This is a genomic window from Pseudobacillus sp. 179-B 2D1 NHS (assembly GCF_045370945.1).
Lineage (GTDB): Bacteria > Bacillota > Bacilli > Bacillales > Domibacillaceae > Pseudobacillus.
Genome location: NZ_JBIQDP010000001.1, coordinates 107,253 through 131,505, shown reverse-complemented (window position 1 = coordinate 131,505; position 24,253 = coordinate 107,253). Strand labels below are relative to the sequence as shown.

General features: G+C 41.0%; 18 protein-coding genes. 5 read left to right on the top strand and 13 right to left on the bottom strand.

What is annotated here, in order from left to right:
- Nucleotides 1-209: 209 nt before the first annotated feature.
- The 13 genes from ACH0BF_RS00780 to ACH0BF_RS00720 all read right to left on the bottom strand — a co-directional run bounded on the left by ACH0BF_RS00780 (nt 210) and on the right by ACH0BF_RS00720 (nt 18,522).
- Nucleotides 210-1,550, bottom strand: coding sequence for an aminotransferase family protein (locus tag ACH0BF_RS00780; protein WP_340853943.1), 1,341 nt, complete (start codon nt 1,548-1,550; stop codon nt 210-212).
- A gap of 140 nt (nt 1,551-1,690) precedes the next feature.
- A complete protein-coding gene (locus tag ACH0BF_RS00775) occupies nt 1,691-3,115 on the bottom strand; it encodes an aldehyde dehydrogenase family protein (protein ID WP_340856394.1) in 1,425 nt (474 codons plus the stop codon).
- Between the two features lie 66 nt (nt 3,116-3,181).
- A complete protein-coding gene (locus ACH0BF_RS00770; RefSeq protein ID WP_406908623.1) occupies nt 3,182-4,387 on the bottom strand; it encodes a M20 metallopeptidase family protein in 1,206 nt (401 codons plus the stop codon).
- A 24-nt stretch (nt 4,388-4,411) separates the two neighbouring features.
- Nucleotides 4,412-5,419, bottom strand: a complete 1,008-nt coding sequence (locus ACH0BF_RS00765; protein ID WP_340853940.1) for a cyclodeaminase — start codon at nt 5,417-5,419, stop codon at nt 4,412-4,414.
- A gap of 12 nt (nt 5,420-5,431) precedes the next feature.
- Nucleotides 5,432-6,631 carry a M24 family metallopeptidase gene (locus tag ACH0BF_RS00760; RefSeq protein WP_340853939.1) on the bottom strand — a complete coding sequence of 400 codons (1,200 nt, stop codon included), beginning with the start codon at nt 6,629-6,631 and terminating at the stop codon, nt 5,432-5,434.
- Nucleotides 6,632-6,799: 168 nt separating this feature from the next.
- Complete coding sequence (locus ACH0BF_RS00755) at nt 6,800-8,467, bottom strand: PucR family transcriptional regulator (RefSeq protein WP_120031600.1); 1,668 nt, start codon at nt 8,465-8,467, stop codon at nt 6,800-6,802.
- Between the two features lie 56 nt (nt 8,468-8,523).
- On the bottom strand, nt 8,524-9,528 hold the full coding sequence (gene eutB / locus ACH0BF_RS00750; protein ID WP_340853937.1) for a hydroxyectoine utilization dehydratase EutB: 1,005 nt from the start codon (nt 9,526-9,528) through the stop codon (nt 8,524-8,526).
- Between the two features lie 273 nt (nt 9,529-9,801).
- Complete coding sequence (locus ACH0BF_RS00745) at nt 9,802-11,223, bottom strand: polysaccharide deacetylase family protein (protein WP_340853935.1); 1,422 nt, start codon at nt 11,221-11,223, stop codon at nt 9,802-9,804.
- Nucleotides 11,224-11,668: 445 nt separating this feature from the next.
- Entirely contained in the window at nt 11,669-13,162 is a 1,494-nt protein-coding gene (locus tag ACH0BF_RS00740; RefSeq protein ID WP_120031606.1) for an MFS transporter, read from the bottom strand.
- Nucleotides 13,163-13,617: 455 nt separating this feature from the next.
- Nucleotides 13,618-14,580, bottom strand: coding sequence for an NAD(P)H-dependent flavin oxidoreductase (locus ACH0BF_RS00735; protein WP_340853933.1), 963 nt, complete (start codon nt 14,578-14,580; stop codon nt 13,618-13,620).
- A 291-nt stretch (nt 14,581-14,871) separates the two neighbouring features.
- Nucleotides 14,872-16,032, bottom strand: a complete 1,161-nt coding sequence (locus ACH0BF_RS00730; protein WP_120031608.1) for a CapA family protein — start codon at nt 16,030-16,032, stop codon at nt 14,872-14,874.
- A gap of 310 nt (nt 16,033-16,342) precedes the next feature.
- Nucleotides 16,343-16,780, bottom strand: coding sequence for a YusW family protein (locus tag ACH0BF_RS00725; protein WP_340853932.1), 438 nt, complete (start codon nt 16,778-16,780; stop codon nt 16,343-16,345).
- 62 nt (nt 16,781-16,842) lie between these two features.
- A complete protein-coding gene (locus ACH0BF_RS00720) occupies nt 16,843-18,522 on the bottom strand; it encodes a glycoside hydrolase family 55 protein (protein ID WP_340853931.1) in 1,680 nt (559 codons plus the stop codon).
- A gap of 283 nt (nt 18,523-18,805) precedes the next feature.
- Here ACH0BF_RS00720 and ACH0BF_RS00715 point away from each other — a divergent pair, with 283 nt between their 5' ends.
- The 5 genes from ACH0BF_RS00715 (at nt 18,806) to ACH0BF_RS00695 (ending at nt 24,167) form a co-directional block, all read left to right on the top strand.
- Nucleotides 18,806-19,801, top strand: coding sequence for a glycosyltransferase family 2 protein (locus ACH0BF_RS00715; RefSeq protein WP_340853930.1), 996 nt, complete (start codon nt 18,806-18,808; stop codon nt 19,799-19,801).
- Nucleotides 19,740-20,129, top strand: coding sequence for a GtrA family protein (locus ACH0BF_RS00710; protein ID WP_120031614.1), 390 nt, complete (start codon nt 19,740-19,742; stop codon nt 20,127-20,129). The genes ACH0BF_RS00715 and ACH0BF_RS00710 overlap by 62 nt, the downstream gene beginning before the upstream one ends.
- Entirely contained in the window at nt 20,126-22,735 is a 2,610-nt protein-coding gene (locus tag ACH0BF_RS00705; protein WP_340853927.1) for a YfhO family protein, read from the top strand. Before ACH0BF_RS00710 ends, ACH0BF_RS00705 begins: the two co-directional genes overlap by 4 nt.
- A 70-nt stretch (nt 22,736-22,805) precedes the next feature.
- Nucleotides 22,806-23,132, top strand: a complete 327-nt coding sequence (locus ACH0BF_RS00700) for a YflT domain-containing protein (RefSeq protein WP_120031618.1) — start codon at nt 22,806-22,808, stop codon at nt 23,130-23,132.
- Nucleotides 23,133-23,432: 300 nt separating this feature from the next.
- Nucleotides 23,433-24,167 (top strand): CBS domain-containing protein, encoded by a 735-nt coding sequence (locus ACH0BF_RS00695; RefSeq protein ID WP_120031620.1) that lies wholly within the window; start codon nt 23,433-23,435, stop codon nt 24,165-24,167.
- The last annotated feature ends 86 nt before the right edge of the window (nt 24,168-24,253 follow it).

Sequence of the window (24,253 nt, the reverse complement as noted above, 5' to 3'; positions counted from 1 at the left end):
TCAAAACCGAATAATGGATTTTTCTAAAGTGCTTAAAACTCAGCGTGCGTTGAGCTTTTCTATGTGTTAGACAGCCATTGCAATTCTCCCTCTTTACAGAACCATGAACAGCTGAGTCGATACGATCATAAGGAGGCTAGAAATAGAAAAGTCCCAATACAGACTTCTTAGGATGTCCGCATTGGGAAAAGTGAGGGGATTTTTTATATTTATGCTTTCAGCTCTTTCATAACAGTTATCAATGACTCATCAATAATAGAGATAATCGTTTCGATTTCTTCTTTTGTAATACAGAATGGCGGGGCAAAGGCTAGCGTGTCCTGCCCTTCATAAATAATACTTCTTCCTAATAAATTGCGTTTTAATGCTTCCGCTACTACCTTAGGAGAGACCGGTTCTTTAAATCGTTTGTTCGTTTCTTTATCTTCCACAATTCCAATAGCGCCGAGCAGTCCGATACCTCTTGCTTCTCCGAGAACATCATGGCGTTGTTCCAGCCACTTAAGCCCTTTTTGCAACTCTTCTCCCATCTCCCGGACATTGCCGATTAAATTTTCCTGTTCAATGATTTCCAAGTTTTTCAAAGCAACAGCACAGCACATTGGATGTCCGCTGTAAGTGTATCCATGCATATACACACCGTCTGATAATTCAATCAATTCCTTTTTGAGCTTCTCTGAAATAATCATTCCTCCAAGTGGGGCATAGCCGCTCGTTATTCCTTTCGCTATACACATCATATCCGGGGTAACACCGAAATTTTCAATGCCAAAGTTTTTGCCTGTACGACCAAACCCGGTAATGACTTCATCTGCGATAAAAAGAATATCATTTTGATCACAAAGCTTTCGTACTTCTTGAAAATAGCCTTCAGGAGGCAAATTCACCCCACCTGATCCCTGAACAGGTTCAGAGATAAACGCAGCGATCGTTTCGGCACCTTCACGCTCAATAAGTTCTTTTAATGCATCAATGGAGGAATCCACGTAATAAAAATCTGGAGCTAAAGACGGAAACTCTCTGAATGCTGGCAATCCAGTCGCACTCGTTGCTCCTACCGATACACCATGATACGATTTTTTTCGAGAGATGATCTTTTTCTTTTTCGACTGTCCTTTTAACTGCCAATAGTAGCGTGCTGTTTTGAAAGCCGTGTCATTTGCTTCTGACCCGCCTGAAGTAAAGAATGTCATCGTTAAATCCCCCGGTGCCATTTCAGCTATTTTTTCAGACAGTTGAATGACTGGCTCATGACTGTTAGTAGCGAATGTAGAACTGAATGCCAGCTTCTTCATCTGCTCCATCGCCGCCTGTCCAAGCTCTTCTCTTCCGTGCCCAATGTTGACATTCCATAAGGAAGACAAGCTATCAATGACTTTTCTTCCTCTAACATCTTTTAAATAAATGCCTTTCCCTTCGGTAAAAATAAATCCCGGTCCCTCCTCCTGATGCTGCTTAAGGGAAGATGTCGGATGCAAAAAGTGTTTCTTATCAATTGCTGCTAGCTCCTCATATTTTTTTTGTACATTTTCAGTTGTTTGAACACTCATTATTGTTCCTCCTCATAAATTCTTTTCTGATACTTACGTTTGTTAGATGCTTTCTTATTTGTTGAAAGTAATTGTTTCTGGTTGTTCTGTGACTCTATGTTTGCTCTCTGATCTTTATTGATTATTTTTCATAGAGAATATTAAATCGTTCGTTTATGTGCGAGTTTAAAACTGACAACCTTTGGTTCTGTCATTTCCTGGATGGCAAACTTTACTCCTTCCCGTCCGAGACCCGATCCTTTGACTCCTCCAAACGGCATGCCATCAATACGATAATCACTGCTGTCGTTAATCATTAACCCGCCTACGTTCATCTTCTCAATTGCTTCAAAGGCTTTATCAATATTTTTCGTAAAGATTCCTGCTTGAAGTCCATAGTTCACATGATTGGACTGTTCAATCGCTGAATGAATATCTGCAACTGGATAAAGCAAAACAACTGGACCGAAAATTTCCTGCTGAGCAATAGTACAGCCGGCTGGGACATCGGTTAAAACCGTCGGCGAATAAAAAGCCCCTTTACGCTCTCCGCCAACCAATAACCTTGCTCCTTTAGCAAGCGCCTCGTTTACCCAGCTTTCAACTCTTACAGCTTCTCTCTCATTAATCATGGGGCCCATATCTGTTGATTCTTTCAGTTTATCCCCTATTCGATAGCGTTTTGTACGCTCAACAAACAATGACTGAAATTCTTCAAACTTCTCCTCTTCAATGTAAATTCGCTGAACGCCAATACAGTTCTGTCCTGCTGCACAGAACGCACCGGAAACCGTAGATTCTACAGCCTGATTGATATCCGCATCTTTGAGAACAATGACAGGTGAGTTCGAGCCAAGTTCCATACTAAGCTTTTTTAATCCGGCTTTATGAGCAATCGCTTCTCCTGTCTCCAATCCTCCAGTAAAGGAAACCATTCGGACGGCTGGATGCGTAACTAACGGATCGCCAAGCTCATGGCCGCTGCCAGTAACAACAGAAAGAATTTCACCAGGCAGGCCAGCCGCTTCAAAAGCTTCAGCGAGCAACAGGGCACTAAGAGGTGTAGCTGTGGCTGGTTTTACGATGATGGCATTTCCAGACGCAATCGCCGGTCCGACTTTATGTGCGACCAAGTTTAAGGGATCATTAAAAGGAGTGATGGCCGCTACAATGCCAATTGGAAACCGGTAGTAATACCCGACCCGATCTTCACTTCCCTCCGACTGGTCAAAAGGAATGGTCTCGCCGTTAATTCTTCGTGCTTCTTCTGCGCATATTTTCAACGTTTGAATGCATCGCTTTACTTCAGAGCGCGCCTCTCTAATCGTTTTGCTTCCTTCTGAGGCAATCGTCCTTGCATATTTTTCTTTATGGTCCTCAATATACTGAGCCGCTCGATTCAAAACAGCCATTCTTACATGAACAGGCATAGCAGCAGCCACTTTCGCCCCGTTTTTTGCCTCTTCTATCGCAAATAACATATCTTCTGCTGTGGCAGCCGGAACACTGCTGATTACTGAATGATCTTGAGGATTTAACACGTCAATGGTCTTCTCTTTTCCAATCCATTTACCGGCAATAAACATTTTTTGACTGAGCGTTTGTGTCTTCACCCTTTATCCCGCCTTCCTAATAAAATAACGAACCGCTCTTTACTCCTGCGGCAGCTTTAATAACTTCAGCGCTGCTTCAGAAAGTATAGCTGCCCCCACCGGCAGACAGCGCTCATCAATATCAAAGATATTCGTATGCAGATCCCTGTTCACTCCGTCAGACAGTGCACACCCTAAAAAGAACATGGCTCCCGGCACTTCTCTCGTCATATAGCCAAAGTCTTCTCCTCCGAGACCGAACGGCTTTTGTTCCATTCTTATAGACGGGTATAGTTCCTTTGCTGTTACCTTAATGACCTCGTTAATTTTTGAATGGTTATTCAACGCCGGCTCTCCCCGTTCAACAGCAAATGTATAACTCCCTCCCAGTGACTCCACGACTTTAAAAGCTGTTTCTATCTCCTCAGCAAGCTGATCTCTTACTTCAGGAGAGTAGGATCGCAGCGTTCCGGTAATAGCCACTTCCTGTGGGATAATATTGCTGGCTGCTCCCGTATGGATTTCACCAATGCTGGCCACCGCGGTATCCAAAGCAGAAATGCGTCTCGCACTGATACTATAGAAGTTTTGCAGAACAGAGCCGAGCATCCAAACAGGATCTGTCCCCAGGTGTGGATAGCCTCCGTGGCCGCCGGTGCCTTTTATCGTCCCGTGAAAAACATCCACATTAGCCATGCTGTATCCATCGTTCACTTGAATGGTTCCTACGGAGTGCCACGGACACATATGAAGGGCTAAAACAGCGTCCACTCCTTCTAACACACCCTCCCCCATCATTCGGGGAGCTCCAGAAAGGCCTTCTTCGTCCGTTTTTTCCTCTGCTGGCTGAAAAATAAATTTGACCGTTCCGTGAAAAGAATCTTGTTCTGTTTTTTGAGATAAAAGCTTGGCAGCACCAAGCAGGATGGCCGTGTGAGCATCGTGTCCGCAAGCATGCATCACCCCTTGATGGCGGGACCGGAAAGCATGTGCGGTCTTTTCCTCAATGGGCAATGCATCCATGTCCGCACGAATGGCGACTGTTTTGCCAGTGCCCTTTGTAAGGGTAGCTACTACCCCTGTGTTGGCCACATTTGTCTGAACTTGCATCCCCTTAAAGCTGTTTAACGTTTCAGCGACAAACTGAGCTGTTTTATATTCATTGAAGCTGAGTTCCGGATATTGATGAATGCGCCTGCGCCATTCAACTAGCTGCTGACCCATTTCTTCCGCTTCCTCGGCAAGACTCTTCATTTGCCTCTTCATAGGATCCCTTCCAATCACTTCTTTTTATATAAAGCTGATCTCTTTTTTATTTTCTATCTTTAATCCCAGCTTTCCTGAAGCCATTAATCGTTCGTAAGCATACAGAGCAATCGCAGTATCTTGAACACCCGTGCCAGTTAAATCACAAACGGTAATTTCTCGATCATTTTGTCTGCCATGTGTGTGTGTTGAAGTGATCGTTCCTAGTTCAATTACACGGTTTTCCACGTCACTCATTCCTCTGCTAACAGCATGATGAAGCTCCCCTAAGCGGAGGCATTGCGATTTCGCATCACAAACTATTCGATCCGCCCGTTGTAAAACGTCTGCCTCCAGCTCTTGTTTATCTTCTGCATCTGAACCCATTGCTGTAATATGCAAGCCTCTGTTTAACCATTCCGCTTGTACAATTGGTTCTTTTGCGGGCGTTGTCGTTACCACTGCTTCACTGCCTTTTACCACTTCTTCAGGTGAAGAACATTCAATCACTTTTACATCCAATATGGCTTCCATTTCTTCTTTGAACTTTTTCACATTTAGTTCTGAACGGCCATATACAAGCAATTTTTTATAATCCCGCACCATTTTAAGCGCTTTCATTTGATATTTTGCTTGAGCACCTGTTCCAATAACCCCCGCTGTATGGATTGTTTTTTTCGCCAGATACTTAGCGGCAACTGCTCCTGCTGCTGCTGTACGTACCTCAGTTAAGTAGCCATTATCAAGCAGTAACGCTTTCGGTTCGCCTGTTTTTGTACTGATTAGCACCATAAATCCATTGGCACTGGGCAGGCCCAATTGATCATTATTGAAAAATCCTGACGACACTTTTAACGCAAATAAATCTTTTTGTGCCACATAAGCCGTTTTCACATCTACTTCACCGTTGTTCTCTTTAATGTCCACCCGCATGATAGGCGGCATTGTCACTTTGTTCATCGCCAGCTCAGTAAACGCTTCTTCCACTGCGTGAATAGCTTCATTATTTAATTGCACATGAGACCGAATCTCTTTCTCTGTAAAAATAATCAATGATTTCACCCCTCAAGAGCTTGATACGGAAATATTCGTTTCTTCTTTTATAATTAACTCACGCGGAAAATTAGCTAATACTTCACAGCCATTTTCTGTTACTCTAAATGATTCACTAATTTCAATGCCGTAATCATCAAACCAAAGACCTGGAATCAAGTGGAAAGTCATATTCGGCTTTAATACCGTCATATCTCCTTTGCGAATGCTTGCTGTATGCTCCCCCCAGTCAGGAGGATAATTTAATCCCATGGAGTAGCCGAGCCTTGATTCCTTAATGATGCCATGCTTTGTAATGACCTGATTCCAAGCTCTTTCTAAATCATCACATATAACTCCTGGTTTCACTTTATCCAAAGCAGCATTTAATCCTTCTACCACAATCTTTGATATATCTTGTGCTCGCTTGGTAGGTTGGCCAATTGAAACAGTGCGAGCGAGCGGTGAGTGATAGCGCTGATGACAGCCTGCCAGTTCAATAATGACCATTTCGTTATTTTTATATTTCTTATCCGACCAGGTAATATGCGGTGTAGAAGTGTTCTCCCCAGCCGGCAATAGCGGTACGATAGCTGGATAATCACCGCCGTATTCTTCTGTTCCGCTTATTAAGTCTTTATAAATATTGGCAGCCACATCGCACTCCCTCACCCCTTCTTGAATGGAGGAAACGGCTGTGCTCATGCCGATTTCAACAATTTTGGCCGCTCTTTTCATGTATTCTATTTCTCTTTCAGATTTAACGAGGCGCACATAGTTAACTAGTAGGCTAGCATCGATAAATTGAGCATTAGGAAGGTTTCTCTTCAATCGCTCGTAGGAAAGAGCTGAGAAATAATAAGACTCCATTTCTAATCCAATTCGGCGATTAGACTGGCCGATTTGCGTCAAAATCTGGGCAACAAAGTCCATTGGATGTTTGACGGTTGAGTGAATATGATCTTCTGGATAAGGAATAATGTTTTCATCATACAGCCAGGTTGTGGCTTTCGCTCCATTGGCATCCTGCTTTCTCCCGATCCAAATCGGCTGATCCTCGTCAATGATAACAACCAGCATTTGATCAACATAGAAGGACCACCCGTTATAACCTGATAAGTAATTCATATTGGCCGGGTTTGTTATTAACAATACCTCGATGCCTTTTTCTAGCATGCTTTTCTTCGTTTGTTCCAATCGGGATTTAAATTCGTTTAAACTAAATGGCAGCATGTTGATCCTCCTTTTACTTCTCCTTATTAACAACGCTTTCATCCTTGAAAATAACTTCGTTTGATAGTGTTAATTATAAAAATCAAGGTGTAGAAAAACATCCGCCAACATGTATGAATTTTCAGTTTTTTAATTCAGACAATTTGCCTTACAAAAAAAGCTGCCCTCTTATAAGGCAGCTTTCACATTTTGTCGGTCGATCACTCCCGTCGACCATACCTTCACGCTAAAATCAAGTAAAAAGAGATCATCAGGGTTCACTAGAGATAAACCAGTTAACGATTCGATCTTCCTTAATCTATACAATAGCGACTGGCGATGAAGATTTAAATCCCTCGCCGTCTGACTAACATTGCCACTGTTATTGTTGTAGGCGATAAAAGTATTAATCAGATCCATTTCCCGTTTTTCATCATAGTCAACGAGCGGGGAAACAGTGGAAACCGTAATCTCCTGCACATCCTCGTCTAAAGCTAAGTTAAGCAGCAAACGGTTGATTCTCGTTTCTTCAAAGTGCACCCGTTTTCCAATGCCTCTTTGACTTCTTCCCATATCTAGAGCGGCCTTCGCTTTTTGAAAGCTGTTATGAAAGCAGTTCACGCCGTCCCGTTGCTTGCCCATTCCCCAAGAGAAAATAATTCCCGGCAACATGTGGCTCAATCTTCTTTCCACTAAATCAAGAAATTGATTCACCGTATCAGACGATGTTCCATTAGCTGTTTCAAGAAAAATAATAAACTCTTGCCCTTCACTTGCAAACATAATGTTTCTTTGGACTGCTTCAGCCGCATAAATCATCTCTTCTTTAATATGGATTTTCATCTTCTCAAACCAATTGCGGTTTGTATCTGGGGTAAATAATTCGTTTAGGTTTTCTGGCAATCCAACGATGCACTCGTATGGGAGATCGAGGTTAAAAGAGAACCGCTCTGTTCGACTCAGCAAATATTCTTCGGTCATTTTCTCTCCTCTTGCCAAGCTGAGAATAAATTCATATTGAGCGTCCGTTTCTGATTCTATCACAGCGCTATTACGAGAAAACCACAGAGCCAGTGCTACAGTAGCATGTTCAATGATATGCATAGCCATTTGGCTGAAGTAAGAGTCAGCTGTCGATAAAACAAATAAATCCCCTTCATGGTTCCCATTCGTTTGTATCACTAAATGAAACAGTTGTTCATTGCCACTTACCAGCTTTCTCATTTTTGCGTGCAACGGATGATGAAGGTCATACTGGCTTTCTGTTCGGTTTAATTGGTTCCACAAAGAAAATACACGGGCAGGAGTAGCTCTGCCACTAATCGCCTCGCCTTTACGGTTGCAAATTAAAATGGGGTAATTCAATTGTTCTTCAATGTAAGTCGCTAAATGATCCAATGGTTTTTCTTCTAATATCATTTGAATGAGATGATGATGAATATCTTTTGAATGATTCAATTCAGTCTGCTTTAACTGATTCAACTTGCTCATCACTTCGTGAACAATATCAGCAAAGCGGATTTCCCAGGGGATATCGATCAGGATAAATTGTCTCTGCTCAGCAAACTGGACCACTTCCTCCGGGATATCAAACACATACCTTCCCGTTGCGATGGCTAATGCAGAGGCTCCCGAGTCATACACGTCTTTTACAAATTCCAGTAATAAATCCACATTTTCATGACATCCAATTCCGGTGCTTAGGACAAATTCATTTTTTCTTACAAAGTTTTCGACTGGACTTTCAATAACAGATACCCATTCAACCGTTTTATTAGTCAATGTTTCTTTTCCCGTTTTTACTCTTGCTGTTTTTAATAATTGGAGTTGTGTAATTTCTTTAACGGTCAAAAGCATTACTTATCTCTCCCATCTTCGTTGTTTTGGAGGTTTTATTAGACTGGTTGAAAAGATTATCTTCTTTGCTGCTGGTGTTTTTGAATGACTTCTAGAACAACCGGCAAATCGACATTGTTTCCCGTTATAATCGTGCCCACCTTTTTGCCGCTGCATTTTACTTTGCCTTGCAATAGAGCGGCTACACCCACAGCAGCTGCCCCTTCAACAATCATTCTGTGATGGTCCATCATAAAAACCATCGCATCAGCAATCTCTTCCTCCGACACGAGCAGAAGATCATCCGCATACCTTCTTGCAATATCAAATGTATATTCGTTGTTTACTCCTATGCCTCCAAGCAAGCTGTCGGCTAGTGTAGGCTGTTCTTTGAGCACCACTGGCCTGCCAGCCTGAATGCTCTCGTACATAACGGGTGATCTTTCCATAGAAACACCAATCACTTGAACAGAAGGATTAATAGACTTTAACGCTAAGGCTACACCTGCAAGCAGGCCTCCTCCCGAAAGCGGAATAATAATGGTGTCTAATTCCGGAAGCGCTTCCATAATTTCAATGCCAATGGTCCCTTGTCCAGCGATCACATCCAAGTCATCAAATGGCTTAATAACAGTCATTCCATGTTTCTCCTGCAAACTGTAACAGTGTTTTTCTGCCTCATCCTGGCTTTCTCCGATAAGTTCAATTTGAGCGCCGGCACGTCGAATGGCCTCGACTTTGACCTTTGGAACACGATGGGAAATACAGACAACGGCCTTTATTCCAAGCTTCCTAGCGATGAAAGCAACAGCAAGACCATGGTTGCCAGTCGAGAATGTAGCTACACCTCTTTGTTTTTCATCGGTTGATAAGCCGATGATTTTATTTGCTGCCCCTCGCACTTTGAATGCCCCAATTTCTTGATAATTTTCTAGTTTCAAATAAACATCTGAATTCAATCTCTCGGATAAAACGGCGGACGGAAGGAAGGGAGTCGGAGAAACAAGCTGCTTAATGTTTTGCTTTGCCTTCCAAATGTGTTGTACGTAAGAATGGTCTATTTTTTCTTGAATACGATCCATTATTCCACCCCATTTACTTATTTTGTGTTACGAGCAGGCAAGCTTGCACCTTTCTCATTTTAAACTAGATTTCTCCAAAATTTAACGAATAAAAAAAGTCAATTTTCGATCAATTCTTACACTAATAGAAACATATAAGCTCAATAAGTTCAAATTCTATGGTGAAAGTAAAGTGAATCAAAAGCTCGTTATTAATGACAAAGTTTAACAAACAAACACCATCTGAATACCCAGATGGTGTTTGTTTAAGGTTCTAGCTAGTAAATAATCAATTTATTTTTTAAAATAAGGTCCCATATCCGAATGATCATTCAACGACAGTAATTGGGAGACTGTCACAAATTGATAGCCTTGCTGTTCAAGCGCAGTTAATAATGAAGGGAGCGCTTCTGCTGTCGAAAGATGAATATCATGCATTAACACGATGGCTCCCGGTTTAACGTTCCGCAGGACAACGTCGTTTACCGCCTTAGCATTACGGCTTTTCCAGTCGAGTGAATCAACAGACCATAAGATAATGGGTGTACGGTTTTTTTTCGCTGCATACATTACTTTATCATTGTAAGCTCCGTATGGCGGACGCAGCAGTGTCGGTTTTTGGCCGACTGCTGCTTCAATCTTGTGGCTCGCCTCTCCTAACTCCTGCTGGATTTGTGCATCCTTTAAAGTGGAGAGATCTCGGTGATTCTCTGTGTGGCTTCCTATTTCATGCCCCGCCTCCAGCACTTGCTTTGCTATGGCTGGGTAATACTCTGCCTGACTGCCAAGCATAAAGAAAGTGGCAACCGCATGATGAGCTTTTAATGCCTTTAATACTTGCGGTGTCGAGGTTGAATTGGGCCCGTCGTCAAATGTAAGGGCTACATATTTCCCATTCGGGTCCAATTTCACTGTTTTCACATTATGCCCAGCAGGCTTTTCTTGTAGCTGATCCGATATATTCAGTTCTTTGGTAATACCTTCCTTTAAAAACGGCTTAACTTTTTCAATTGGAATGACAGCTTTTAAGGAACCAGCTGCACCGGCTGCCACTTCATATTTATCAAAGTACAAAGTAAACGCCTTTTTGTTTACTGACCATTTCCACTGATTAGGGTTTTTTAAAGCCTCAGCCAGCAAATCATCCATCACATAGTAGGCAATGTCTTCCCGGCTATTTAACCGTTTGGTGACTAACGAACGGATTTCATCTAAATTTTCTTTTCCATCCTTTAAAACATCTGTAACGGTTAAAATCTTTTTATGGGTAATATCTACTGTGAATGTTTTTATTGCCTCTTTTTTGTTTGCCCCATCGATATACTGGTAAGAAGAAAAAACGAGGCTATATATATGATCGTTCACTTTAGTCGTATCTACTTTAATGGTTAAATTAGCACGCTTTTGCTTTCCGAATAGTTTTTTATGGGCCTTTACTCCATCAAGAAATTGAGTTTTTTGCTCGTCGATCCACTGCTGAATAGCGTGATTGAGCTGCTCATCATCAGAAACAGGCAAGCTGATCGCCAATGTATAATTCTTTGTTTCACTTGTTCGTGTTTCCAAATGCAATCCCGGATAATTGCTTAGTTTTTTTGTTTCCACTTTCTCATTTTGTGCGTATGTAACAGTTTCCAATATGCGGTTAAATCCTACTAGGACAAAAAGAAAGAGCAAGGCAAGAACGACCCAAGCAGGCCAGCGTAATCTTTTCATTGTTTCTAAATCCCCTTAATGATGGCTAGATAATATGAATCTATCTACACCGTATTAATTTCACTCGGCTTTTCTATTATTTAGCAAAATAACCAATGTCAATGTCTCGTATTTTATGCTATTTTTTGCTAAAGGTCAATGAAACATTGAAATAAATGTAATAATTTGTTCGTAGTTTATGAATTAAGAAGATTTTGTCAAAAAGTGAAAAGAGAGCATTTTAATGCACTCTTCGCAGCCGTTATGTTCCGTGCCAAGTTTCCATATCACCATATAGGATAAATTCTAATGATCTCTGACGTCTCGCTCACTCTTGTTCCCATAGAAAAAACACCTTCTAGTTAGTTTCAGGCATTCCCTACCTGCGTTTCAACTTAAAGGTGTTTTTTATCGTCTCACTCTATCAGACGGTCTTAAGGTACAATACGATCTTTTATATGTTTATTTAATTGATATATTTTGTTTTTTGGCTCTTAATTGCCTGTGTCTTATGTTCTATATCTGCATCCAATTCTTCTTTCCACCACAAGGCCTCCTTCGGCTTCTTTAAAATTTCATCAATTTCACTTGGATCTTCGACAGCTGGTAATGATCCTCTCAATGATTTACCAGCGGTTTCTTTAACGAAACATGCAAATATAACAAGGCCGATTGTACAAGCAATCATTAAATAATAAGCTGGAATCATAATATTTCCCGTGATCCCTACTAACCAAGCGATAACAAGGGGGGTTGTTCCTCCGAACAAAGAGGTTGAAATGTTGTAGGTGATGGCAAGCGACCCGTATCTCACCTTTGTAAAAAATAATGAAGGTAAGGTTGCAGGCAATGTTCCTTGAAAAGATGCAAGTAAAGCTCCTAAAATAAGCAGTCCCAGAAAAGCAGTTATATCGTTATCTGAACTTATCATTTTAAATGCAGGAATACTTAATAAAATAACACCTAATAGAGCCCCTTTTACTATGCGATTACGACCTATACGATCGCTCAGATAACCCATTGTCAAAATGATTGGGATGATGCAAATCATAATAAGAAGAACTAAAAGCAATCCCTTCGTTTCACCGTAACCGAGCTCACTAGATAAATAAGATGGCATATAAGTAAGTACCATGTAATCCATCGTATTATAAAAGAGCACAATGCCCATACAAACCAAAAGGGGTTTCCAATGGTTAATGAGTATTTCCTTAAGCGAAGCTCGTTGTTTTTCCTCTACTTCCGCTTCAGCCATCGCCTTAAAAGCTGGCGTTTCCTCTAGATGAGAACGAAAATAGAATCCAATAATTCCCAGCGGACCAGCAATTAAAAACGGCAAGCGCCAGCCCCATTCAATCATTTTATCCGGACCAAGTAAAAAAGTTAAAAAGGTAACCAAGCCTGCCCCAGCAGAAAAACCAACAAGGGTTCCTACTTCTAGCCCACTTGCAAGAAAACCACGTTTTTTATCTGGTGTTGATTCAGCAATAAATGTCATTGCCCCGGCATACTCTCCCCCAGTAGAAAACCCCTGAATTAATCTAGCTATAAGCAACAAAATAGGCGCAGCTATTCCAATCGTTGCATAGCTCGGAATCAAACCGATACTTAGCGTGGATGCGGCCATCAAGATTAAGGTGAGAGACAAAACCTTCTTTCGTCCAACCCGATCCCCCATAATTCCAAAGATCATCCCCCCAATGGGTCGGGCAATAAAGGCGATAGCAAATGTGGCAAAAGCATAAATCAATTGAAAGGATGGATCAATTTGTGGGAAAAAGACTTGACCAATTGTTACAGCTAAATAAGAATAAAGCCCAAAATCAAACCATTCCATTGCATTGCCAAGTGAAGTGGCGACAACTGATTGTTTAGCAATTTTTGTATCTACAACATTGATGTCCTCTTTCCTTAAATCAATAGTTGGCCTACCTGCAGGATCTTTTGGTCCACGATACATAATTCTCCTCCTTTATTATGCATTGAGATTGATAACGCTTTCAATTGTTGTTAACCAGCTTATTTATATTACTCAGTTTAAATAAAGCTTTCCAAAAACACATCCGCCAATTTGTATGAATTTTCCGATAAATAAACCATACACTTTGCTATATATGTTGGATTGGTTGTTTAATCTATAGAAAGGAAAGTCCTTTCTAAAGCCTATTGATTGCTTTTACTAACTACAACGAGACAGGAATATTTCTTAACAATAAAAAGCCAGCAGACAAAGTCCAAGATTAGACTTTGTCTGCTGGCTAAAGAGCGTCCTGGTACATGCTCGCAGCTAACACGATCTATTTATCTATAAAGCTTTCGAAGATATGCCACCGTCTCCCTTCTGCCGTTTTCTCATATAAAATGAATGATTAGTCATTCATTTTTATTTCCTTTTTTTTCGTCAAATGAAGGCTTTTATTCCATAAGTTTTTTTCGAGCTGCCTTGTAGGAAGCTTTTAACTCTTCTACAATCTGCTGCATTGTCTGGACTTTATTAATCGTGCTAACTCCTTGACCGGCTGACCAAATGTTTTTCCAGGCTTTAGGAGCCTCACCGTTCATTTTTGAAAAATCAGCTTTATTCTTACTTTCCAATTGATCGGGGTCAAGACCTGCCTGTCTAATGCTCGGCTTTAAATAGTTGGCATTTACTCCACTGAAAGCATTTGTATAAATGAGATCATCAAGTGTACAATCAATGACCATATCCCGGTATTCTTTTTGGGCAAAGCTTTCTTCTGCTGTAATAAACCGCGTTCCCATATAGGCAAGATCAGCCCCTAATGCTTGCGCTGCAAGAATATCTCCGCCGTTCGAAATAGCACCTGATAAAATGGTCAGGCCATCCCAAAATTCTTTGACCGCTCCCATAAATGCAAAAGGATGAATAGTCCCTGCGTGGCCACCGGCTCCTGTACATACTAAAATAAGACCGTCCACCCCTTTACCAGCAGCTTTTTGAGCATGGGAAACGGTAATCACATCTGCAAAAACTAACCCTCCATATTGATGAACAACCTCTACGACTGGACTTGGATCTCCCAATGAGGTAATTACAATGGGGGGCTGATATTCTCCAATCAACGCCAGGTCCTCATTATATCGCTTGTTTGAACGGTGAGCGATGAAATTCACTGCCCAAGGGGCGATAGCTTGATCTGTCTTTTGTTGTTTTGCCGTTGATAATTCCGTGGTAATGGTCTCCATCCACTCCCTTAATGTCTCTACCGTCCGCGCATTTAACAGCGGAAATGAGCCAATTACTCCTGATTTACATCCCTCAATGACCATTTGGGGGCTGGATACTAGAAACATAGGGGCTACAATGACAGGCAAGGACAGATTTTGATTCAACTTCTCTACTATTTTCTTTGACATGCTTGCTCCTCCTTTCCTCTCTACCATACTTCGGCGCGCATACTAGCAAATCCTTTTTTCAGATCACTGACGCTGCTTACTTCAAATAACGTTAGTAAACGAAAGGCTCTGTTATGCTTGAGTATTGATTTTCACTGCAGGCAGATGCTTTCTGTGGGAATCGCCGCCTTCTGTTACAATCAATCATTGGAAAAAGAACATTCAGCTTTAACAGGCCAAATAAAAAAGCTGCACAAACAGTTTGCAGCCTGTTTGCACAGCTTTTTAGCGAATGGATCAGATGCTTTTTATTCAATTACCTTTTTCATATTGCAGCCAATCAGTACCGTTAATTTGGTCGGATACATCGATAATTTTCTTCTTGACTCTGTCCGCTTCCGCACCATCTAGCTTTTTAGGCTGATAGTTATTTCGGTAGGAAACAGAAGAAATAGAAAATGGAACCACATGGATTTCTTTTTTATCTGTCAGCTTTCCATTTTTCAAATGGAATGTCTGCTGAAATACATAGGTATCTTTATCGCTTGGATTTCTATTGCCGCCAAACATAAAGTTGCCTAGGCTGTAGACAATAAACTTTCCGTTATATTCTTCTATCCCTTGTACCACATGAGGGTGGTGGCCAAGGATCAAATCTGCCCCACTGTCTACTGTATAGCGTGCCAGTGTTTTTTGTGATTCTTCTGGTACGTAACTTCTTTCAATTCCCCAGTGATAATGAACAAGAACAATCTCGGCCCCTTTTTTCTTCAGCTCTTTAATATCTTTTGCCACTGTCTCACGAAGCTCAGGCGTATCATTCCATCCCTCATAACCGAGGGCGCCTACTTTTATTCCTTTAACCTCTGTCAAATACTTGTTGTCATAACCGAAGTAGCCTATTTTCTGTTTCTTGAGCGTTTCGATCGTATCATCGTAGCCCTTTTGCAAATAGTCATGAATATGGTTATTGGCCAAATTCACGGCTTCAATTCCGCCAAGTTCTAGAATCTGTGCGTAGGACGGATCTCCTTTAAAACGGAACTTTTTCACCGCTTTTTCAGTAGCATTTGTTAAGGTCGTCTCTAAATTTACTGTTGATAAGTCGTCATTTTTAAAAATATCGTCTAATTCAGCTACAAAGTAAGAAAGGCCATTCTTCTCTGCTTCATCCGGAAAAGAGCCTGCACGCTGAAATGTTTCATCTGTACCGAGCGTGAAATCCCCGGCTGCGCTAATCGTGATGGCTGTTTCTTTCACGGGCACCGGCTGATCTTTTTGATCATCTAGCTGCTTTGCCTTTGCTTTTCCTCGATCGGCTTGATCGCTGGCTGTCTCGGCTGGCTTTAAGCTAAAGTTATATACAGAGAGACTGATAATCAGCAGGCACAGGACAAAAAGAGTCAACTTGACTGATTTCTTTAACCGTCTGCGCTGTCTTCTCCTACTCCGGTTATTTAGTTCATTATTCATTTTCTTGCTAATAGCCCCTTTATGTGATTATTTTTCCACCTCCTATGAATATACTATAATTTTTGTTAAATAACTATCACTATTTTAGTGGTTTTTTAGGCATTCATCTTTATATGTAGTTATTTTTTCATTCGCCTTCTATGCACAAACTCATACATTCCTACCATCCACTCCAAACACAGAAAATCCCATAGCAAAAATGTCAGGACAAAGCTCTATGGCCTTGCCCTGCTGGACAACAACACCCGATCTCCCTTGCCTGGCCAAACAATAAAACCAATCTGCCCTTTAAGGAGCAGATTGGTGGCAATTACCGGCTATATTTCTTCTCTGGACCGCCTGTGAAATCAATATCCACTTCTACGGATTTGGCATCTTTAGGAATATCGAATGCTTCTTCTACACTTCGCAATACTTCATCATCAGGGGTGGTATCGTTAAAAGTAAAGGAGGAAAATATTTCATCCAATGCGTTCATCGCTTGATCGCCGGTTAAATTTTGATTGTTCGTTTTATTCACATAAGATGCTTCTGTTCCCTCTTTATCCTGCTCGTAGCTGACATCAATCGCATCGTCCGTTCCGTCCATGTCCACATCAAGATCAAAGCTGGTAAACGGGTAAGTGGCGTTAGCCCCTTCTCCTTTTACTGGCGCTTTATCGGGTTGATTTTGGGCCTCATCTTTGTTGGCACAAGCGGCAAGTGGAAGAGCTATGATCAATAAGAAGATTGAAATGACCCCTTTCATGCTGTTCACTCCTTTCAAGGCTGATTCTTTTTCTTATCTCCTTATTCTTCCGTTTCTATTCATTAGTGTTTTGACTCATCCCCTGAAAAAGCCATCTCATATCCCTCGGCCACAATATTTTTGAGCACGGCTGTCGAGGTATCCGCTTGACAACCGCATATCCCTCCTTGCTTTTTTGCCCGCACATTTTGAACGGTTGCTTTTTTGACACCAGCCCCAATTAGGATCCCGGTTTTCGCTGACTGATCGATTGTCACATGTTTAATATGAACATCATCCGCTCTTTGCCCCCCGCCGAATACTTTAATATCAACAGATGCTTTTTTAAAGTCTTTGATATGCAGATGATGGAGGTGGACATTTCGAGACCGGTATTGGATAGCAATAACCGGCTGCTTTTTATAATCATAATTCGGGTCTCCGATCACAGCGAAATGATTAATCATTACATTCTTATAAGCCGAAACAACCAACGCTCTTGGTGTAGAATTTCGGTAGAGCGCCGTCCTTATAGGAGCAATAGAAACAAGCCGGGCAGCGGAAATATTATAAGCGGTAAGGGATTCCGGATCTGCCGCGCTATGATGGCCAATATGCCTGAAGTTAAAGGAGCGGTTGTCGTTTACTGAAAGATGCCCTACAATATGAACGTTGTTAGCAGCAGACGAGTTATGATGGGCTTTTATTTCTATTCCCCCGAAACATCTAGCTGTTGAATTGTTGAGCAGCCAAATATTTCTTGAACCGTCATCTACTTCAATGCCGTTTGAATTAGAAAATCCTTCTTTGTGGCCTTTTCCGCTTGGATCACACATGTGGGAATTAGAAATAAAAACGAAATCACTATGGTGGGTTGTGATGCCATCATCTCCGAAACCATATCCCTGAAGGCCATCCAGCCAAACGTACTTACTACCTCCCCGTGCTCTTGTGCCATCGCCAGAGTAACTATATTTTGTAGATGAAATATCAAAGCAATGTAGCCCGGGGTTGATTGCTTTCACTTTCTTTACCCAACCATAGGACACATGGGCATAAGTGAGACAACTGGATCGATTGCCACCTGTGCTTGTACGTGGAATATCTCCAAGACGCTCTACATTCCAGTCCAGGGTCATATTCTCCACACATAGATGGTGGTTTCCCTTTTTATGGTCTGCATTTGTAACGAGCCAACTGCTTTTCGGCGCCTGATCATGAAGTCTTAAAATCGTTTGCTCTTTCCCTTCCCCGACAAGGTGGGTGAAAGAGGGAAGACGGATTTCTTTTACGAGAAAGGTTCCTTTCGGGATATATACTTTTACCTTTCCTTTTCCAATTGCTTTTCGAAAGGCTTCGGTACAATCCGTTACTCCATCTCCGACAGCTCCATAGTCTATCACATTTACCTCCCGGTTCATTTGTTTCGACAAAATCGTATACTCTTTATCCAATAAATCTTTCCAAGCCGGAAAGACATTGCCCCTTTCGTCTACTAACGTTTCTGAAGAAACAACCGGCTTAACGCGCTCCGCCGGCAAAAGAAGATTAATAAAAAAAGCTGTTGCCTTTTGAAATAAGCCGCTAATAGAGAAAGATCGTGGTGCCTCTTTATTCGAAGGAAATGGATAGCGTTTTTTATATTGGGCGAATAAATTATTTGTTTCTTGAACAATCTGTTTTATAGATGGGCTATTATGGAAAAACTGAGAGATCAGCTTATCGTTTTTGGAAGGATCATGATTTTTAGTTAAATTGAACATTTGCTTTCACCTGTCCTTTTGAAGATCTTTTATCATTGCTATAAAATTTACCCTTGTTTTTCGAATAAAATCAAGCCGAAAACAATTCTCTTCGACTTTAAAAGGATTAAAAAAGCGAAAACAGGGTATATGTCCGTTTGACAGAATTTATACAAATCGACTGATATTATGTCAGATTTATCATTATTTTCTTTTCATTTTTCTGTCAATTTAGGGCATACATAAAAAGAATCTACCCTTTGCACAACAGAATTAATTTTATGAAGAGAAGAGGCGGAGAAGTGTGAATACCATTTCAATCATCATACCAGCTTATAATGAGGAAGATAACATTTCATTAGTTTACGAAAGCATCAAAAAGGAATTTACAAAGTTAGCGTATGATTTTGAAATTTGTTTTATTAACGATGCAAGCACTGATAACACGTTAGAAGAAATTAAACAACTTGCAGCAAAAACACCTAAAGTTAAATTTATTTCTTTCTCCCGCAATTTCGGAAAAGAGGCCGCTCTGCTCGCTGGTTTACAGCATGCTAACGGCCGTGCTGTCATCATTATGGATGCAGATTTGCAGCACCCTCCCTTTTTAATTCCTAAATTGCTGAAAGGTTACGAAGAAGGATTTGATCAAGTAATTGCACGGCGAAACCGCAATGGGGAGCCTGCTCTAAAAAAGTTTTTTTCTTCTACGTACTACAAGCTCATCAACCATATTGTAGATGTCCAATTAGAAGACGGGGTCGGCGATTTCAGACTACTGAGCGAAAAAGCTGTCCAAGCTGTTCTGTCATTAAATGAAGGGCAACGTTTTTCCAAAGGACTCTTCTCATGGATTGGCATGAATCAAAAAGTCATTGATTATAACAATGTGCTAAGAAAAAATGGTGAAACAAAATGGTCCTTTTCCAAATTGTTGAACTATGGACTCGATGGGTTTATCTCATTTAACAACCGGCCACTCAGGTTATGTTTCTACTCAGGAGCTGTTGTTTTATGTCTCGCACTTATTTATAGCGCCATTACATTTGTTCAAATTTTAAATAATGGCATTGACGTACCCGGGTATTTTACAATCATCACAGCGGTCCTCATTTTAGGAGGGATTCAACTCGTGAGTCTCGGTGTGATTGGTGAATATATCGGCCGTATCTATTATGAGACAAAAAAACGGCCGCCTTATTTAATTCAGGAAACAAATTTTATGAACGGAGCGCAATATGAGAAAAACAAGCCAAGAATTTATCAGATTCGTCATAATCGGGGGAATCAATACCTTTAATTATTATGCTGTCTATTTAATGCTTCACGTACTTGTTGGCTGGATGTATATGCCATCCCACGTACTGGCTTTTTTAGTCAGCTTCGTCCTTTCTTTCTTTTTAAATTCTTATTTTACATTTAAGGTGAAACCCACATTAGCGAAATTTTTAAAGTTTCCGCTCTCACAAGCTGTTAACTTTACAGTGTCTTCTCTTTTTATGTATGTATTTATTGAATACTTCCAGATCAACAGCATGATCACTCCCATCTTGGCTGTATTCGTTGCCTTGCCCGCTACTTTTATCGTTACGAGCAAAATTTTGAAAAAAGAGAGTGTTAGTGCATGAGAAAAAAAAGTGTCATCGTTGTTATTATTAGCAGTCTGCTTTTATCAGCGGCTGCTCATTTCTTTTTTATTCAGGATTGGTTGGATGGACGATTTATGATTGGGCCGAACGACGGTTTATCACAAATGATCCCCTTCAAAAAATTTATTTATGATCAGTACAGTCACGGGAACTTTTTCTACTCCTGGGCATTTGGGTTAGGTGGCGGATTTTACAGTCAGCTCGCCTATTATTTTTCCACTTCTATCATTTTTCTGCTCACCGCAGCAATCGTTTATTTATTAGAAACCATAGGGCTGATTTCTCCGCCCGATTTATTATTCTGGGCAAATACCGTATTGATTGTAAGCATAATAAGACTTGCCCTCGTTATCTCAGCGGCTGCCTTCACATTTAAATACATGGGCATCCGCCTGTCTGCTGCTTTCACCGGAGCGGCAGTGTACGGTTTGACTGTCATGTATTTTCGCCATGTTGTTTACTGGGAATTTTTTACTGATGCCATGCTCTGGCTGCCTCTTCTCGTGTTAGGCACAGAAAAAATTATCCGTGAAGGAAAACCCGGATGGTTTATTGCTTCCTGGTCACTGATGTTTTTCAATAATTTTTATTTTGCCTATATCCACCTAATCTTTTTGTTTATTTATATATTGTTTCGCTGGATAGTTCCTTTATCACAGGAAGAATACCCGAAACGAAAACAGCTTGTTCTCTTTTTCACGGCCGGCCTTGTCAGTTTTTGTATAAGTGCGATCTCTTTTATCCCGGCTGTTTATGGATTTCTTAATAATTACCGGCCTGCTTATGAAGCAGAAATTCCTTCTTTTCTTATCACAGACAACATTTTATATGCCAGTAAATATATTATCTTGCCAGCGATCCTGTTATTGTTTCTGTTTGTTCCTTCTTTATACAAGGTTCGTACATATCGATTTTTCGCCTTGCTGACCTTTTTACTAGTCGTGCTTCACTTTAGCCCATTAGCAGCAAGTGCATTTAATGGCTTTTCGGCTCCACAATATCGCTGGGAATATTTACTTTCCTTTACTGCAGGTGGCTGTGTAGCCGCCGGCTTGCAATCCTTATATAAGATTCGTATCCACCAACTGCTTTTATCCATAACGATTTCCTTTGGCATTTATTTGTCTGCAGGACAGGCCATGGCCTATATCATCGGACCGGTTCTTACTGCTTTATTTGAACAGCAGATGGACATCGTTATGCAATTATTTTTCCTGGTGGCCTTTCTGCTCTTTCTTTATGTATGGACAAAGAAGACGGTTTTCCTCGTTGTCCTCCAGCTTGCTGTTGTCGCTTCAGGCCTTTTGGTCGTCAATACGTATCAGCAATTGATCATGTCGGATGAATTCGCTGTTGACCGGGTCTCCCGTGATTTTTTGCAGGACCCTAAATACAATGGGGCTGAACAGCAACGCCTGATTGATAAAGTTCAGCGTTCCGAACAAGACCCACTGACAAGAATTGATTGGATGAATGATCTTAGAAACAATACTCCCATTGTTCAAAATTTCAACGGAACAAGCTTATATTCAAGCATCTTTAATGAAGAGCTTCTCTTCTTCTACTGGCATGATTTGCAGATTGATATGGGACGCGAGAGTGTAAGCCGCTATGCTACTTTAGGCAACCGGGCGAATCTTTACAGTTTGCTGCAAACAAAATACTGGATGAGAAAAAAAGAGCAGGCGGCCAATGCTCCGTATGGTTTTGTCCCCTTTGCGGAATCAGCCCACTATACCGTATTTAAAAACACGCTGACTCTTCCTTTCGTGAGGACTGCCCGCCAGGTATTTTATGAGGAGGATTTGAAAAAACGCTCTCCAATGGAGAAGGAGCACGCCATGCTTTCTGGTGTTGTTTTGGAGAAAAAGAACGGTACTAGCCATTTTCTGGCCCCAGAAAAAAATACAATCGGAGAAGCGGATATTCAGCCAGTAAATGCCACATACAAAAACGACAAATTAAAAGTTACCAAAAACGATGGCGGCATTGTGATTACCCCGCACAAGTCTTCTAAGGAAACGAAGGATTATTATGTCGAGTTTTATATAAGAAATGTTCATGGCAAAGGCTTTGCCTTAAAAGTTAATAATTATCGAACGACGAGGAAGCCGGCTGCCTCTATTTATAAAACAGGCATCCAAACCGTCGTCATTCGTATTCCAAAGGAGAAACAAATTGCTCTTCGCCTTCCTAAAGGCACCTATGAACTGAAAAGCCTGAAGTTGTTTGAAGAGGATTATAAAGAGCTCCATCAAGCTGCAGCTAAAAAAATAAAGCAGCCTGAAATAAACTGGGATAAAAACAAAGTCTCTATTGACTATCAAAACGAAACTGGTGAACGGTATATGGTATTGCCAATTCCGTACGAAAAAGGCTGGAAGCTAAAAATAAATAATGAACCAAAGGAAATAGAAAAAGCCAACTTTGCCTTTACCGGGTTCCCTTTAGAAAAAGGGAACAATTATATCCAGCTTATCTATCGGCCGCCTTTCTTTTCCTTATCTGTTGCTTTGCTCATTTTTGGAGTGGCCGGAGCTGTCTGGCTAGTTAGAAGACATTCCGACAAAGAAAAATCGCACTGAACTTTCTATGTTTAGAGCTGGGAGTTTGATGGTAAACATATAGAGAATACAAAATCAGGAGGCAGATACAATGGTTACAACAAAAACAGTAGAGAATGCAGTACAAGCAAAAAGTGAGATTGAAGGCTTACTCTCTCAAGGCTATTCTTTAGATAACGTCTATCTCCTTGCCCATGACGAACATCGTGGAGAAGACATAGCTGAGGCTCTTCATACAAATGAAGTGGGCATGAAAGAACAAGGTGTATTGAATAGCATGACTAATATCTTTAAGTCTCGTGGCGATGAGTTACGAAGCAAAATGAAGTCACTCGGCCTATCTCAACAGGAAGCGGACACATACGAAAAAGAATTGGATAAAGGAAAATTAGTCCTGATCGCTAACAAACAACAGTAATAACAGCCCAACGAAAAAAGCTGTCATAGAGTGGAATATTCCCTCCATGACAGCTTTTTCTGACGTATTTTGCGGCGGAAAGCCGTCTGGCCACATCCAGACGTTCTGCCAAACAGCAGACTTTCCGACTTACGCAAATTAGCTCATCGCTTGATTACTATAACATACTTTTGCTGTTTTCAGCAATCTTTTTTATTTTTTCATGTACTCGCTCATAATTCACCTATAGAGCGGGTAAGGATAAACTACATTCAGCTTTTTAATGATAATAGGCTGTAAGTTAGCAAAGGAGAAAAAAGAATGGGAAAAGAGACAAAAACTAATGATGAGTTATCTGAACGCTTTGAAGCTGCTTTTAATCGAATACACAACAGACTCAAAGCAACAGTAAAACAAAGTGAAAGCGATGCTTTTATGGAGCTGCTTCATATAAGTGCACGCAATCATGCAAGCGTCCGTGCCCACCTTGACGAATTGAAGCAGTACGCTAAATTGAGAAACGCCATTGTTCACCAAAAGACAGAAGCGGATTACTACATAGCTGAGCCTCATCAAGAAATTGTTGAGCGCATTGAGCAGATCGACAAAATGTTATCAGAGCCGGCAGAAGCGATGTCGATCGCCTCCTCCCCCGTTCATATCGTCGAACCGGATACTCCGCTTGTACAAGTGCTAGAAATGATTCGCGATGATCAAATCAATGAATATCCTGTATATGAAAAAGGAAAATACCAAGGCTTGTTAACTGGAAAAGAAATATTGAAATGGATGGCCAACACGCATGCTGAGGGAAAAATCAACATTGCTAACGTCCAAGTAAAAGATGTCCTGCCTGAGCAAAATGATTATTTTCTTTCCTTCGTCAAACGAGATGCCAATATCTTTGACATTGAATACACTTTTGAAGAACACCAGTCTCTCAATAAAAAGCTGGAAGCTGTCCTCATTACTCCAGAGGGCGGGTCAGATGAACTACCGGTCGGCATTATTACTTCCTGGGACTTAACAAAAAACAATGATGTGATTCTCGAGTAATAATAAGCCGGGTGATCTTCAACGAGCTTTGTTCAAGAAAAATTATTTTATTCAACGGCAAATGATTTAACAAAAGTGGGGACTCT

Excerpts from the sequence above, each read along its gene's own strand:
- ACH0BF_RS00780 (WP_340853943.1), bottom strand. The coding sequence starts at position 1,550 with ATGAGTGTTCAAACAACTGAAAATGTACAAAAAAAATATGAGGAGCTA.
- ACH0BF_RS00725 (WP_340853932.1), bottom strand. The coding sequence starts at position 16,780 with ATGAAAGGGGTCATTTCAATCTTCTTATTGATCATAGCTCTTCCACTT.
- ACH0BF_RS00775 (WP_340856394.1), bottom strand. The coding sequence starts at position 3,115 with ATGTTTATTGCCGGTAAATGGATTGGAAAAGAGAAGACCATTGACGTG.
- ACH0BF_RS00695 (WP_120031620.1), top strand. The coding sequence starts at position 23,433 with ATGGGAAAAGAGACAAAAACTAATGATGAGTTATCTGAACGCTTTGAA.
- ACH0BF_RS00705 (WP_340853927.1), top strand. The coding sequence starts at position 20,126 with ATGAGAAAAAAAAGTGTCATCGTTGTTATTATTAGCAGTCTGCTTTTA.
- ACH0BF_RS00760 (WP_340853939.1), bottom strand. The coding sequence starts at position 6,631 with ATGCTGCCATTTAGTTTAAACGAATTTAAATCCCGATTGGAACAAACG.
- ACH0BF_RS00730 (WP_120031608.1), bottom strand. The coding sequence starts at position 16,032 with ATGAATAATGAACTAAATAACCGGAGTAGGAGAAGACAGCGCAGACGG.
- ACH0BF_RS00745 (WP_340853935.1), bottom strand. The coding sequence starts at position 11,223 with ATGAAAAGATTACGCTGGCCTGCTTGGGTCGTTCTTGCCTTGCTCTTT.
- ACH0BF_RS00755 (WP_120031600.1), bottom strand. The coding sequence starts at position 8,467 with ATGCTTTTGACCGTTAAAGAAATTACACAACTCCAATTATTAAAAACA.
- ACH0BF_RS00770 (WP_406908623.1), bottom strand. The coding sequence starts at position 4,387 with ATGAAGAGGCAAATGAAGAGTCTTGCCGAGGAAGCGGAAGAAATGGGT.
- ACH0BF_RS00720 (WP_340853931.1), bottom strand. The coding sequence starts at position 18,522 with ATGTTCAATTTAACTAAAAATCATGATCCTTCCAAAAACGATAAGCTG.
- eutB (WP_340853937.1), bottom strand. The coding sequence starts at position 9,528 with ATGGATCGTATTCAAGAAAAAATAGACCATTCTTACGTACAACACATT.
- ACH0BF_RS00735 (WP_340853933.1), bottom strand. The coding sequence starts at position 14,580 with ATGTCAAAGAAAATAGTAGAGAAGTTGAATCAAAATCTGTCCTTGCCT.
- ACH0BF_RS00740 (WP_120031606.1), bottom strand. The coding sequence starts at position 13,162 with ATGTATCGTGGACCAAAAGATCCTGCAGGTAGGCCAACTATTGATTTA.
- ACH0BF_RS00700 (WP_120031618.1), top strand. The coding sequence starts at position 22,806 with ATGGTTACAACAAAAACAGTAGAGAATGCAGTACAAGCAAAAAGTGAG.
- ACH0BF_RS00710 (WP_120031614.1), top strand. The coding sequence starts at position 19,740 with ATGAGAAAAACAAGCCAAGAATTTATCAGATTCGTCATAATCGGGGGA.